Source organism: Bacillus cereus group sp. N11 (genome assembly GCF_016483605.1).
In the GTDB taxonomy this organism is placed as follows: Bacteria; Bacillota; Bacilli; order Bacillales; family Bacillaceae_G; genus Bacillus_A; species Bacillus_A toyonensis.
This window is the reverse complement of record NZ_JAEHBN010000010.1, coordinates 206,442-220,775: the sequence shown is the minus strand read 5'-3', so window position 1 is coordinate 220,775 and position 14,334 is coordinate 206,442. Positions and strand designations below refer to the sequence as shown.

The window sequence follows — 14,334 nt, the reverse complement described above, 5'->3', positions numbered from 1 at the left end:
CATAACAAAAAAGCCAGTTGAACTGGCTTTTACTTATTGCTGCTCTTGTTTGTTTTCTTCTTTAGCAGCTTCTTTTTCTTGCTCTTCTTTTAGCAATACTTTTCTAGATAGATTTACGCGACCTTGCTTGTCAATCTCGATAACTTTAACTGTAATTACATCACCGATTTTCACAACGTCTTCTACTTTACCTACACGCTCAAGTGCAAGTTCAGAAATGTGAACTAATCCATCTTTACCGCTGAATAATTCAACGAAAGCACCGAATTTCTCAACACGTTTCACTTTTCCTTCGTAGATTTCACCTACTTGTACTTCGCGAACAATATCTTCGATAATTTTCTTAGCTTTGTCATTCATTTCTTGATTTATTGAAGAAATAAATACTGTACCATCTTGCTCGATGTCAATTTTAACTCCAGTTTCTTCAATAATTTTATTAATTTGTTTACCGCTCGGTCCAATAACGTCACGGATTTTATCTGGATTAATTGTCATTGTAATAATCTTTGGAGCGTAAGCTGATAATTCAGTACGTGGCTCTGCAATAACAGATAGCATATGATTTAGAATGTGCACACGACCAACTTTCGCTTGTTGTAATGCCTCTTCTAAAATTTCACGAGATAAACCATCGATTTTAATGTCCATTTGCAGTGCAGTTACACCTTGTGCTGTACCTGCTACTTTAAAGTCCATATCACCTAAATGATCTTCCATACCTTGAATATCAGATAAAATTGTGTAATGCTCACCAGATTTAACTAGACCCATTGCAATACCAGCAACTGGAGCTTTAAGTGGAACACCAGCATCCATCATTGCTAAAGTACTACCACAAATACTTGCCTGTGAAGTAGAACCATTTGATTCTAACACTTCAGATACAAGACGTACTGTATATGGGAAATCTTTTTCAGATGGAATTACAGGCTCAAGAGCACGTTCTCCTAGTGCACCGTGACCAATTTCACGACGACCTGGTCCACGCATCGGTCTTGTTTCACCAACACTAAACGATGGGAAATTGTAATGGTGCATGAATCTTTTTGATTCTTCTACACCAAGACCATCTAAAATTTGCACATCGCCTAAAGCGCCTAATGTACAAATACTTAATGCTTGTGTTTGTCCACGTGTGAATAAACCAGAACCGTGTGTACGAGATAAAATACCAACCTCTGATGCTAAAGGACGAATTTCATCACCTTTACGGCCATCTGGGCGGATTTTTTCAACTGTTATAAGACGACGTACTTCTTCTTTTACAATTTTATATAAAATCTCATTTACTTGTCCTAATGTGTCAGCGTCAGCTTCCTCAGCTTCGTAATGCTCAATTACACGCTTTTTCACTACGTTGATTGCATCTTCACGTGCATGTTTCTCATGTACTTGAATTGCAGAATGCATATCCTTCTCAGCCATCTCACGTACAGCTTGGTTAAGATCAGCATCAACTTCATATAGTTTTATTTCTAATTTCGCTTTACCCACAGCTTGTACAATCTCTTCTTGGAATGCAATTAGACGTTTAATTTCGTCATGTCCAAACATAATTGCTTCTAACATTGTTTCCTCAGGTACTTGATCTGCTCCTGCTTCAACCATGTTAATTGCATCTTTTGTACCAGCTACAACAAGGTGAATATCACTTTGTTCTTGCTGTTCTACTGTTGGATTAATAACGAATTCGCCATTAATACGACCAACTGTTGCACCAGCGATTGGGCCTTCAAATGGAATATCTGAAATCGATAACGCTAATGAAGAACCAAGCATAGCTGCCATTTCAGAAGAACAATCTTGATCAACACTCATTACAATGCTGACAACTTGTACTTCGTTACGGAAACCATCTGCGAAAAGTGGACGAATTGGACGGTCGATTAAACGACTTGCCAAAATTGCTTTTTCACTTGGACGACCTTCACGTTTAATAAAACCGCCTGGAATTTTTCCGACTGCATATAAACGCTCTTCATAGTTTACTGTAAGTGGGAAGAAATCTACATTTTTAGCCTCTTTTGATGCAGTTGCTGTAGATAGAACCGCTGTATCGCCATATCTTACTAATACTGCCCCGTTCGCTTGTTTTGCAAGCTGACCAGTTTCAACTGTTAGCTGGCGACCAGCTAAATCTATCGAGAAGACTTGCTTTTCTTGACTCATTTAAGTACCCCTCTCAATTTAAAGTATTCAATTCTTCTATGTAAATGGATAGTATATCACAATATTCTACCTCTAGTATTGCCGAAAATTAAGTAAGCTATAAAGCGTAGAAGATATATTTTTACCTAACAAAAAAGCGGGAATATTCCCGCTTCTTTGACTATCGACGTAAGCCAAGCTTTGTGATTAATTCACGGTAACGTGTGATATCGCTATTACGAAGGTAAGTTAGTAAGTTACGACGTTTACCAACCATCTTTAATAGACCACGACGTGAATGATGATCTTTCTTGTGAGTACGTAAGTGCTCGTTTAGAGTGTTAATTTGCTCCGTTAGGACAGCAATTTGAACCTCTGGAGAACCAGTATCAGTCTCATGAGTTCTAAATTGTGCAATGATTTCATTTTTACGTTCTTGTGTTAAAGCCATCCTATTTCACCTCCTATTAATTAAACCCCCAATTACCGAGCAAGCGTCGGTGAGTCGCAATGCCAAGCAATGGTTGTCATAAAGTACATAACATAGAATACTACTTTTCATTTGAAAAAGCAAGTATATTCTTTTCACTCGCAAAATATTCTTGTGCTGTTTTCTTATCTTTTGCGATTTGTTCAACTAGCTCATCAATACCATTGAATTTCTTCTCTTCTCTTATACGCATATGCCACTCAACTGTAACACTTTGATCATATATGTCTTTATTGAATTCAAATAAGTGTACTTCAATAGATAATTGACGCTCATTTTCTTTAAAAGTTGGTTTATATCCAATATTACATACACCATCGTACCATTCATCGTGAACTTTTAATCTCACTGCATAAACACCTACAGGTGGCAATAAATACTCATCACTTAAACCTACATTAGCGGTTGGAAAACCAATTTGTCGTCCACGTTTATCGCCATGTACAACCGTTCCTCCCACTGTATAGGCTCTACCTAAAATAGATGGAATTTGTTCCATTTCACCATTTCGAATTAACTTTCGTAATGCTGTAGAACTTACCTTCTCTTCTTGAAATTCAACTTTTTCAATCACAGTTTGTGTAAACTCCCCTCTTGCATGAAATGGTAAAGTCTCCATCTTCCCTTTTCCTAAACGTCCATATGAATAATCAAACCCTGCTACTACATGCTTTACATTTAAACCAATAATATAATCATCTACAAATTGCTGTGGCAATAAACCTGCAAACGATTCATCAAATTTAATAACATATAATATATCGATTCCTAAGTTTTCGACTATTTTTTCTTTATCACGCATCGGTGTAATATACTCCACATGCGCTTCCTTTTTCCCTAAAATAACAGATGGATGGGGATGAAATGTCATAACTGCACTTTTATATCCGCGTTCATCCGCTATTTGTTTCGCAGTTCGAATCACACACTGATGCCCTAAATGAATGCCATCAAAAAATCCTAATGCCATTACAGTAGGTGGTAATTCTAATTTATTTTGTTCATGTGGATGAGTTAAATGAATAAGTTTCACGCTTGAATTCACCTTTTTCTGTAATAATCCTTCCAATAATTCATTATAGCTTTAGTTCTTGATTATTCACAAGTACTTTCATTGGCTTTAGCATACCAGGGTGTTTTGGATGATGCTCATAAATCGCTAAGCAACGGTCATTTTTATCAAATACTGTAATGAATGGTGCTGTTATTTCTAATTCATTCTTTAAGAACATACCATTTTTTATTTTTTCTGCTTGCTTTTCATCTACAACCATTTTTGGGAATTTACTTAACGCTTCATCAATTGAAATGAAGATAGACTCTACTGTTCCATTTTGCACGTTTTCTTCAATTTCTTCAAATGATATGCAATCTTCTAGTAAAAATTCACCAGATGCCGTTCTTACAAGATGGGACATGTGTGATGGAAAACCTAGTTTTTCACCAATCATTACTGCTAGCGTTCTTACATATGTCCCTTTACTACACGTTACACGGAAACGGAATGAAATGTTTTCCCCTTCAAACATTTCACGGTCATCAAGTAATACGAATTCATGAATTGTAATGGTACGAACTGGACGTTCAACTTCTTGTCCCGCTCTTGCATATTCATATAATTTTTTTCCGTTAACTTTTACAGCTGAAAACATTGGAGGCGTTTGTTCAATCGTACCTGTTAATGCTGCGAGAACTCCTTCTACTTCCTTACGAGTAATACTACGATCTACATTTGTCGTTTCAACAACTTCACCAGAAGCATCTTCAGTTGTTGTTGAAAATCCTAATGTTACTTCACCTTCATATGTTTTTGTTTCACTCGTTAAAAACTGTGCAATCTTCGTTGCTCGTCCAACACAAATCGGTAATACCCCTGTTACATCTGGATCTAATGTTCCCGTATGACCAATTCGTTTCTCACGTAATATCTTTCTTAATTTAAATACACAATCATGTGATGTCATGCCTTTTGGCTTATGTAATAATACTACACCTTCCATATATGTTCACCTCATCATAATTCTTTCATAATAATTATCCAAACTTATTTTTCATTGAAAAAATGGATAGACAAATGTCTATCCATTATTCTTCACGTTTACCGTCTTTATTAATTTCATGTAAAAGTGTATCAATTCGATGACCATATCCAATAGACTCATCAAATTCGAAAGAAATTTCCGGTGTTTTACGAAGACGAATACGTTGGCCGATTTCTGAACGAATGAAGCCTTTTGCCTTCGCTAAACCTTTTAATGTACTTTCTTTCTGTTCATCGTCACCTAAAACAGAAATATACACTTTAGCGATTTGTAAATCTCCACTCACTTGCACATCTGTTACTGTAACAAATCCGACACGTGGATCTTTAATTTTACGACTGATAATGTCGCCTAATTCTTTTTTCATTTGCTCGCCTACACGGTTTGCACGTAATTTCATAACTCTTCACCTCATTCAGTACCATTCCAATTGTGTTATCGTACGTTCAATTTCAGGAAATGAATCGATGTACTCAAGTACACGATTCATTTCTTTTTCACAGATAACACGATTTGAGGATACGGAAACAATTGCAATTTCTGTACGTTGCCATACATCTTGATGCCCTACTTCTGAAACAGCTACGTTATAACGCTGCTTCACACGAGTGAGCACCCTTTGCAAAATTGCTCGTTTCTCTTTTAAAGAATGCACATCGTAAATCATACACTCGAATGAGAGTGAAGCGATAATCATCGCTTCACTTCTTCCATAATGTATGCTTCAATGATGTCCCCTTCTTTAAGATCATTATATCTCTCAATTGTAATACCACACTCATAGTTTTGTGCAACTTCTTTTACGTCGTCTTTGAAACGTTTTAACGTATCAAGTTGTCCTTCGAAGATTACTACGCCATCACGGATAATACGAACGCCACTATCACGTGTGATTTTACCGTCTATTACGTAACAACCTGCAATTGTTCCAACTTTTGTTACTTTGAACGTTTGGCGTACTTCCGCTTGACCGATTACTTTTTCTTCGAATTCTGGATCCAGCATCCCTTGCATTGCTGATTCGATTTCTTCGATTACTTTATAGATAATACGGTGTAAACGAACATCAACGTTCTCTAATTCAGCTGTACGCTTCGCATTCACATCAGGGCGTACGTTAAATCCAATTACAATTGCATTAGATGCAGAAGCTAAAATAATATCAGATTCTGTAATCGCACCTACACCAGTGTGAATGATTTTTACTTTTACGCCTTCAACATCGATCTTACGAAGTGATGCAGCCATTGCTTCAACAGAACCTTGTACGTCTGCTTTCACAATTAAGTTAATTTCTTTTACATCGCCCTCTTGGATTTGTTGGAATAAATCTTCAAGGCTTAATTTAGATTTTTCACCACGTTGAGCAACTAACGCTTCTTGTGCACGTGATTCACCGATTTGACGAGCTTTCTTCTCATCAGCGAATGCCATGAAACGATCTCCCGCTTGTGGTACTTCATTTAAACCTGTAATTTCAACAGGAGTTGATGGACCAGCAACTTTTACTCGACGACCAATATCACTTACCATTGCACGAACACGACCGAATGATGTTCCAACAACAATTGGATCTCCAACTCGAAGTGTACCGTTTTGAACAAGTAATGTCGCGATAGTTCCTTTACCTTTATCAAGCTGCGCTTCAATTACAGTACCAGTTGCATAGCGATTTGGATTTGCTTTATATTCTTCTACTTCACTCACAAGAAGAATCATTTCTAGCAAGTTGTCAATTCCCTCGCCTTGAATTGCAGAGATTGGTACGAAAATTGTGTCTCCGCCCCATGCTTCTGGAACCAATTCATATTCTGTTAATTCTTGCATTACGCGATCAGGATTTGCCGCTGGTTTATCCATTTTATTCACAGCAACAATAATTGGTACTCCAGCTGCTTTCGCATGGCTAATTGCTTCCACTGTTTGTGGCATAACACCGTCATCAGCTGCAACAACAAGAATTGTAATATCCGTTACTTGTGCCCCACGAGCACGCATCGTTGTAAATGCTGCGTGACCAGGCGTATCTAAGAATGTAATTTTCTTATCGTTTACTTCAACTTGGTATGCACCAATATGCTGAGTAATCCCACCAGCTTCGCCAGCAGTTACTTTTGAATTACGAATAGAGTCAAGTAAAGTTGTTTTACCATGGTCAACGTGTCCCATAATTGTAACAACAGCTGGACGCTCTTTTAAGTTTTCTTCATCATCTTGCTCATCGATGAATGTTTCGAATTCAGTTTCACTTACAACTACTTCTTCTTCTACTTCAATACCGTAATCAGTAGCAATTAACTCAATTGTATCTTTATCTAAGTCTTGGTTAATTGTTGCCATAATTCCTAGCATGAAGAGCTTCTTAATAATTTCAGACGGCTCTTTGCTTAATTTTTTAGCAAGCTCACCCACTGTAAGGCTTCCAGAGAAAGTAATTTTATCTGGTGTTTCTACAATTTGCGTTTGTTGTCTTCCAGCAAAGTTATCTTGACGCTTGTCTTCGTTATCTTTGCCTTTTTTCTTCTTCTTATTACTGTTCTTTTTACTGCGAACAACTTTCTCTTCTACTTCAAACTCATCTGCAACAGAAGGTTTTTCTTCTTGGTACTCATTATCTAATTTGTTTACTACTTCATCGTCTAACATTGTCATATGATTCGAAACCTCGATATTCATTTCTTTTAGTTTTGTCATAAGATCTTTACTTGAGATATTATGTTGTTTTGCATATTCATGCACTCGAATTTTACTCATACCTTCACCCCCGGTAATTTGTATCGAGCATGCTACGCAGCTTTTTCGCAAAGCCTTCATCTAACACAGCTACAACGACTCGCTCATCTCTCCCAATCGCATGCCCTAATTGTTGTCGATTTTCGACCTTTCTCATTGGTACGTTGTAATACGTCGTTTTATCCGTCATGCGTTTTGTTGTATTCACTGACGCATCTTCAGATAGCAACACAAGCTTTGCTTTGCCACTTCGTACTTCTTTTAAAACAAGTTCTTCACCCGAAATAATTTTCCGAGCCCGGTTTGCTAGTCCTAAAAACGATTTCCAATCGGACACTTATTTCGACTCCTTCTCAACAAGCTCAAGAAGCTCTTCGTATAGAGAACCGTCGATTTTCGCTTTTAGATGATGTTCCAAAACATTTTTCTTTTGAGCTTGAAGAATACTTTCTTTATCTTTCGATAAATAAGCACCTCGTCCTGATTTCTTTCCAGTTAAATCAATGGACACTTCTCCCTCTTTGGAACGAACAATGCGAACGAGCTCTCGTTTTGATTTCATTTCTTGCGTTGCAACACATTTTCGTAACGGAACTTTTCGATTGCTCATACTCATCACCTCTATTCGATTTCGTCTTCAACTGAATCGAATCCGAATGCGATTACGCTATCTTCTTCTGTTACAATACCTAGTTGTTTCGCATCAGACTCACTCTTAATATCAATTTTCCAACCTGTTAATTTAGCTGCAAGACGCGCGTTTTGTCCACGCTTACCGATAGCTAATGAAAGTTGGTGGTCTGGAACAACAACAGTTGTTGCTTTTTCTTCTTCATCTACAAGTACTTTAACAACTTGTGATGGGCTTAAAGCATTTGCAACATATTCTACTGGATCATTTGACCAGCGAACGATGTCAATCTTTTCACCTTTTAATTCATCTACAATGCGTTGTACACGTTGTCCTTTCGGTCCTACACAAGAGCCTACTGGATCAACATCAATGTTCTCTGCATGTACAGAAATTTTAGAACGATCGCCTGCTTCACGTGCCACAGAACGAATTTCAACAGTTCCATCATAAATCTCAGGAACTTCCATTTCGAATAAACGTTTTAAAAGACCAGGATGTGTACGTGATACGTAAATTTGTGGTCCCTTCGTTGTTTTTTCTACTTTCGTAATGAATACGCGAATGCGATCATGTGGTTTGTATTGTTCGTTTGGCATTTGCTCACTTACAGGTAATAAAGCTTCTACTTTCCCTAAGCTTACATAGATGAAACGAGCATCTTGACGTTGTACAATACCAACCATGATGTCTTCTTCACGGTCACTAAACTCCGAGTAAATAACACCACGCTCTGCTTCACGCACTCGTTGTGTTACAACCTGTTTTGCAGTTTGTGCTGCAATGCGGCCGAAATCTTTTGGTGTTACTTCAATTTCTAGTACGTCACCATCTTGATAGTTTGGATTAATTTGTCTTGCTTCTTCAACAGAAATTTCAAGACGTGGATCAAACACATTATCAACAACGTCTTTACGTGCTAAAACTTGAATTGTTCCCACTTCTGGGTTAAAGCTCACACGAACGTTTTGTGCTTGGTTAAAATTGCGTTTATAAGCAGAGATTAATGCTGCTTCAATCGCATCAATAATAATATCTTTGCTAATTCCTTTTTCTGACTCTAATACGAGCAAGGCATCTAACAACTCAGTGCTCATGAAGATCCCCCTTCTAACTAAAACGTAACAGCAAGTCGCGCATTTGCAACTTTATCCATTGGAATTTGGATTTCTTTTTTACGTGTTTTAATTGTTAATAATAGTGTAATTGTAGTACCATCGTAGGAAAGTAGCTTTCCTTCAAACATTTTTTCACCATCAATCGGCTCATATGTTTTAATTGCCACTTGTTTTCCTACCGCTTGCTGGAAGTCTTTCTCTTTCTTTAATGGGCGTTCTGCTCCAGGAGATGATACATCCAAAAAGTAAAGATGAGGAATTGGATCCTCTTTATCTAAAGCTTCGCTTAAACGTTCACTTACCGCACCGCATTCTTCAATGTCGACTCCCTTTTCAGAATCGATGAATACGCGTAAGAACCAGTCCTGTCCTTCTTTCACATACTCTACATCTACAAGTTCAAGATTTAACTCTTCAACGATCGGCTGCGCAAATGCTTCTACAACTTCTGTGACTTTCTTATCCATAAACAGCCTCCTTCCTGCCGCCATGTACCATTTACAAGAAAAGATTCCGTCCATAAAAACGGTCTATCTTATTCTTTCTCGTTAGCTAACAAAAGCCCCTGCCGTTAAGCAGGGAATATCTGTCTTAGTATTACCAAATTTAAGAAGTAAAACTTGTAACAAAATATGTATATACGACAGAAATTTCTTACCTCTCTACATCAATAAAACGTAGATAGTAACACGAAAGAGTGGGTTTCCCCACTCTTTTTTTCACACAATATACATGACATGGTTATCTCGGTTAATAGTATACCATAGCAAATACTGATTTGCAAAGACTTTTCCTACCTGCTAGAACAGTGATAATTGGTTTTGATCAGGTAGATCACCTAAGCAACCTTGACTATCTAAATACTCAATAATCGTTTTAGAAACCTTACTGCGCTGCTGTAAATCTTCTTTTGATAAGAAATCTCCATTTTTACGAGCTTCTACGATACTTAAAGCTGCGTTTGTACCAAGACCAGGCACCGCATTAAATGGAGGAATTAATGAGTCTCCATCAATAATGAATTCTGTTGCATGCGAGCGATATAAATCAACCTTTTGGAATGAGTATCCACGCTCACACATTTCAAGTGTCATTTCTAGTACCGTTAATAAACTCTTCTCTTTCGGCGCTGCATCTAATCCTTTTTGCGCAATTTCATCAATCTTTACACGTATAGATGCTGAACCTTTTGCCATCGCCTCTACATCAAAGTCATCTGCACGAACCGTAAAGTATGCCGCATAGAATAAAAGTGCAAAATGTACTTTAAAATATGCGATACGTACAGCCATAAGTACGTAAGCAGCCGCATGGGCTTTAGGGAACATGTATTTAATCTTCTTACATGAATCAATATACCAACCTGGTACATTATTACTTTTCATGTCCTCTTCCCATTCTTCCGGTACACCTTTACCTTTACGAACCGACTCCATAATTTTGAAGGCTAATGATGGATCTAAACCTTGATAGATTAAATATACCATGATGTCATCACGACAACCGATAACTTCACTCAGCGTACATGTACCGTTATAAATTAACTCGTTTGCATTACCGAGCCATACGTCCGTACCATGTGATAGTCCAGAGATTTGGACTAACTCTGAGAATGTCGTTGGTTTTGTCTCTTCTAACATTTGTCTTACGAATTTCGTACCGAATTCCGGTATACCAAGTGTACCTGTTTTACAGTTAATTTGTTCTTCCGTTACTCCTAATGATTCCGGACCTGAGAAAATTTTCATTACTTCCGGATCATCTGTTGGGATTGTTTTCGGATCAATACCACTTAAATCTTGTAACATACGAATAACTGTCGGATCATCGTGTCCTAGTATATCAAGTTTCAATAAATTATCATGAATTGAGTGGAAATCAAAGTGTGTCGTTCTCCACTCAGCCCCTATTGAATCTGCCGGATACTGTATTGGTGAGAAATCAAAGATGTCCATGTAATCTGGCACAACGATAATACCACCTGGATGCTGTCCAGTTGTACGTTTTACACCGGTACACCCTGCTACTAAGCGGTCAATTTCTGCATTTCGTATCGTTAAATTATGATCATTTGCATAACCTTTTACATATCCATAAGCCGTTTTTTCTGCAACTGTACCAATCGTTCCTGCACGATATACATAATCTTCACCGAACAGTATTTTCGTATAGTTATGGGCACGTGGTTGGTATTCGCCGGAGAAGTTCAAATCGATATCGGGTACCTTATCTCCTTTAAATCCAAGGAACGTTTCGAACGGAATATCATGTCCATCTTTTACATATGAAACATTACATGTTGGACATTCTTTATCTGGTAAATCAAAACCAGAACCTACCGAGCCGTCATTAAAGAATTCTGATTGCTTACACTTCGGACATACATAATGTGGTGGTAATGGATTTACTTCTGTAATTTCCATCATCGTTGCAACGAATGATGAACCTACAGATCCACGCGAACCTACTAAATATCCGTCTACTAACGATTTTTTCACCAGCTTATGTGAAATTAAATAAATTACAGCAAATCCATGTCCGATAATACTTTTTAATTCTTTTTCCAATCGGGCTTCTACGATTTCTGGTAGCTCTTCCCCATAAATGCTACGCGCCATTTTATAACTCATATCACGCGTTTCATCATCAGCACCTTCAATTTTCGGTGTGTATAAATCATCTTTTACTGGATGAACATCACCAATTAATGACGCAACCTTTTGTGTATTCGTTACTACAATTTCTTTCGCTTTGTCTTCACCTAAAAATGAAAAACACTCTAACATCTCATCTGTTGTACGGAAATGTACCGGCGGTAATGAATGTCGATTTAACGGATTTGCTCCGCCCTGCGAACTCACTAAAATTTTACGATACATAGCATCCTCTTGATCTAAATAATGCACGTTCCCTGTAGCGACAACCGGTTTATCTAACGTCTCACCCAGTTTTACTAAGTTAGAAATAATTGTTTTTAATTGTCCTTCATCTCGAACAAGTTCACGTTCTACTAAATGACGTAACACCTCTGGAGGCATTACTTCAATGTAATCATAGAATTGCGCAATTTCTTCTACTTCTTCAGGTGCTTTTTGCATCATTGCCTCAAACACTTCACCTTTATCACAAGCCGTTCCTACTAAAATTCCTTCACGATATTTTTTTAATAGTGACCTTGGTACACGTGGCACACGGTAAAAATAATTCAGGTGAGAATATGAAACAAGTTTATATAAATTTTTCAATCCAACATCTGATGTAGCAAGTAATGTCATATGACTTGGACGCCCACGTTTATACGCATCCCCTTGTCCCATACTATCATTTAATTGATCATGATATTCAAATCCCTTTTCAATTACATCTTTTAGCATTTTCACAAGTAAGTATCCCGTTGCTTCAGTATCATAAATCGCACGGTGATGTTGCGTTAATTCAATATCAAGCTTTTTACACATCGTATTTAATCGATGGTTTTTCATTTCCGGAAATAAGAACCGCGCAAGTTCTAACGTATCAATAACAGGGTTATTCGTTTTTGCTAGCCCTGCCTTTTTAAAACCTACGTTAATAAAGCCCATATCAAAGCTTGCGTTATGAGCAACAAGTGTATGGTCACCCATCCATTCCTCAAACTTTTTAAACACTTCGTCCACTTCTGGTGCATCAGTTAACATATCATCTGTAATACCTGTTAATTCAATAATCGTCGCAGATAATGGTTGATGCGGATTTGCGAAAGATTCAAAACGATCAATGATTTCGCCACCTTTTATCTTTACGGCAGCTAACTCAATGACTGTATCGTATACAGCTGATAAACCTGTCGTCTCAACGTCGAAAACAACATACGTTTCCTCTGCAAGTAAACGATGCGCTTCGTTATATGCGATCGGTACACCATCATTAACTAAATTTGCCTCTACACCGTATATAACTTTAACCCCAGCCTTTTTACCCGCAGAGTATGCTTCTGGGAAAGACTGAGCAACAGCATGGTCTGTAACTGCAATAGCCTCATGTCCCCATTTACCAGCTTGAGCAACAAGCCTAGAGACAGGCGTAACAGCATCCATTTGACTCATTGGGGTATGAAGGTGAAGCTCTACACGTTTTTCACCTTCTGGCGCCTTATCTTTACGAGATGGTCCTGTTATTTCATTAATATCGTTTGCAATCATTACTAAATCTCGAACAAATGTATCATTTTGAACAGAACCACGTGCTTTCACCCACATTCCTTTTCTCAAGGATTGCAGCATTGGAATATCTTCTTTGTCACGCGAAAACATTTTGATCATAATAGAATCCGTATAGTCCGTTATTTTTAAAGTTAATAACGTACGCCCACTACGAAGCTCTTTTGTTTCTACATGGAATACATATCCTTGAACCGTTTTTCTTCGTTCTTCATCTTGAATTTCTCGCATCGGTGTAATCTCTTCATCTGGCTTAATAAGATATCCGAGTACAACCGGTCCTTCATGCACAACGCTACTTTCTTCAGCTTGCTTCTTCGCCATTTCTTCCATAGCTTGTATTACACGCTCACGGTCTTCTTGCTGAGTTTGCTCACGAAACTTTTGCATTTCTTCTGCATTTTGCTTTATATGTGTGTCTAACTGAAAACGTGGGAATCCAAAAGCTTCGTATTGATCACCTACTGGTTTCGTAACATTTTTCTTTAAAGCAGTAGATTCTAACTCGTTATTCACATTTATTAACAACTTCACTCCATTTACCTGAGGTAGTTGCTTCTTTAAGTAAGCAAACATAGGTGAAAATGTAATTCGCTCCGTACAAAGCGGCCAATATGCCTTCACTTCTTCTTCTGTAAATTGTTTATTCTCTGCTTGTAATGCAAATGTTGTTCTTGCAATATGAGAAAATGATTGCTTAAGCTTCACTTCTAGCAATTCATATAATTCTGTCGGCAAAATACGTGGCACTTGTAAGTCAAAATGCCAACCTTTATTCGCTTTATCAATAACTAGCTTTTCAATACCACCGCCCTGTAAATATTGATTTATAAGGTCTTCTGGTATTTGCAACTGCTGGAGCAAAATTTGAAATCGCTCTTGTTGTTCATTTGTTAATGACATAAGCACTCTCCTTCCATTTGCTATTATAAATTGAAACGTACTACAAAGAAAGATGTCTCCCTTCTTC

At 37.6% G+C, this 14,334-nt stretch carries 12 protein-coding genes; all 12 read right to left on the bottom strand.

Going from position 1 to position 14,334, the window contains the following annotated elements; all coding sequences use genetic code 11:
* Positions 1–33 precede the first annotated feature (33 nt).
* Complete coding sequence (gene pnp / locus JDS98_RS18220; RefSeq protein ID WP_000076735.1) at positions 34–2,172, bottom strand: polyribonucleotide nucleotidyltransferase; 2,139 nt, start codon at positions 2,170–2,172, stop codon at positions 34–36.
* A 160-nt stretch (positions 2,173–2,332) separates the two neighbouring features.
* Positions 2,333–2,602 (bottom strand): 30S ribosomal protein S15, encoded by a 270-nt coding sequence (rpsO, locus tag JDS98_RS18215; RefSeq protein WP_001229392.1) that lies wholly within the window; start codon positions 2,600–2,602, stop codon positions 2,333–2,335.
* 100 nt (positions 2,603–2,702) lie between these two features.
* Positions 2,703–3,674: a bifunctional riboflavin kinase/FAD synthetase gene (gene ribF, locus JDS98_RS18210; protein ID WP_000766713.1), complete on the bottom strand. Its 972-nt coding sequence runs from the start codon at positions 3,672–3,674 to the stop codon at positions 2,703–2,705.
* Positions 3,675–3,717: 43 nt separating this feature from the next.
* Entirely contained in the window at positions 3,718–4,641 is a 924-nt protein-coding gene (gene truB, locus JDS98_RS18205; RefSeq protein WP_000399360.1) for a tRNA pseudouridine(55) synthase TruB, read from the bottom strand.
* A gap of 85 nt (positions 4,642–4,726) precedes the next feature.
* Positions 4,727–5,083: a 30S ribosome-binding factor RbfA gene (rbfA, locus tag JDS98_RS18200; protein WP_000776439.1), complete on the bottom strand. Its 357-nt coding sequence runs from the start codon at positions 5,081–5,083 to the stop codon at positions 4,727–4,729.
* Positions 5,084–5,098: 15 nt separating this feature from the next.
* Positions 5,099–5,380, bottom strand: a complete 282-nt coding sequence (locus tag JDS98_RS18195; protein ID WP_000582364.1) for a DUF503 domain-containing protein — start codon at positions 5,378–5,380, stop codon at positions 5,099–5,101.
* On the bottom strand, positions 5,377–7,437 hold the full coding sequence (gene infB, locus JDS98_RS18190; protein WP_000036352.1) for a translation initiation factor IF-2: 2,061 nt from the start codon (positions 7,435–7,437) through the stop codon (positions 5,377–5,379). The genes JDS98_RS18195 and infB overlap by 4 nt, the downstream gene beginning before the upstream one ends.
* Before the next feature lie 4 nt (positions 7,438–7,441).
* Positions 7,442–7,753: a YlxQ family RNA-binding protein gene (locus JDS98_RS18185; protein WP_001286525.1), complete on the bottom strand. Its 312-nt coding sequence runs from the start codon at positions 7,751–7,753 to the stop codon at positions 7,442–7,444.
* Positions 7,754–8,026, bottom strand: coding sequence for an RNase P modulator RnpM (gene rnpM, locus JDS98_RS18180; RefSeq protein ID WP_000071127.1), 273 nt, complete (start codon positions 8,024–8,026; stop codon positions 7,754–7,756).
* Positions 8,027–8,037: 11 nt separating this feature from the next.
* The gene (gene nusA / locus JDS98_RS18175) at positions 8,038–9,144 is read right to left on the bottom strand and encodes a transcription termination factor NusA (RefSeq protein WP_000102596.1); all 1,107 of its coding nucleotides are present in this window, start codon (positions 9,142–9,144) and stop codon (positions 8,038–8,040) included.
* Positions 9,145–9,161: 17 nt separating this feature from the next.
* Entirely contained in the window at positions 9,162–9,632 is a 471-nt protein-coding gene (gene rimP, locus JDS98_RS18170; protein ID WP_000359095.1) for a ribosome maturation factor RimP, read from the bottom strand.
* Positions 9,633–9,965: 333 nt separating this feature from the next.
* On the bottom strand, positions 9,966–14,267 hold the full coding sequence (locus JDS98_RS18165; protein ID WP_000060011.1) for a PolC-type DNA polymerase III: 4,302 nt from the start codon (positions 14,265–14,267) through the stop codon (positions 9,966–9,968).
* Positions 14,268–14,334: the final 67 nt, after the last annotated feature.

Bases quoted from the DNA above. Each gene is read 5' to 3' on its own strand.
- pnp (WP_000076735.1), bottom strand. From the start codon at position 2,172: ATGAGTCAAGAAAAGCAAGTCTTCTCGATAGATTTAGCTGGTCGCCAG.
- rpsO (WP_001229392.1), bottom strand. From the start codon at position 2,602: ATGGCTTTAACACAAGAACGTAAAAATGAAATCATTGCACAATTTAGA.
- truB (WP_000399360.1), bottom strand. From the start codon at position 4,641: ATGGAAGGTGTAGTATTATTACATAAGCCAAAAGGCATGACATCACAT.
- rbfA (WP_000776439.1), bottom strand. From the start codon at position 5,083: ATGAAATTACGTGCAAACCGTGTAGGCGAGCAAATGAAAAAAGAATTA.
- JDS98_RS18195 (WP_000582364.1), bottom strand. From the start codon at position 5,380: ATGATTATCGCTTCACTCTCATTCGAGTGTATGATTTACGATGTGCAT.
- infB (WP_000036352.1), bottom strand. From the start codon at position 7,437: ATGAGTAAAATTCGAGTGCATGAATATGCAAAACAACATAATATCTCA.
- rnpM (WP_000071127.1), bottom strand. From the start codon at position 8,026: ATGAGCAATCGAAAAGTTCCGTTACGAAAATGTGTTGCAACGCAAGAA.
- nusA (WP_000102596.1), bottom strand. From the start codon at position 9,144: ATGAGCACTGAGTTGTTAGATGCCTTGCTCGTATTAGAGTCAGAAAAA.
- rimP (WP_000359095.1), bottom strand. From the start codon at position 9,632: ATGGATAAGAAAGTCACAGAAGTTGTAGAAGCATTTGCGCAGCCGATC.
- JDS98_RS18165 (WP_000060011.1), bottom strand. From the start codon at position 14,267: ATGTCATTAACAAATGAACAACAAGAGCGATTTCAAATTTTGCTCCAG.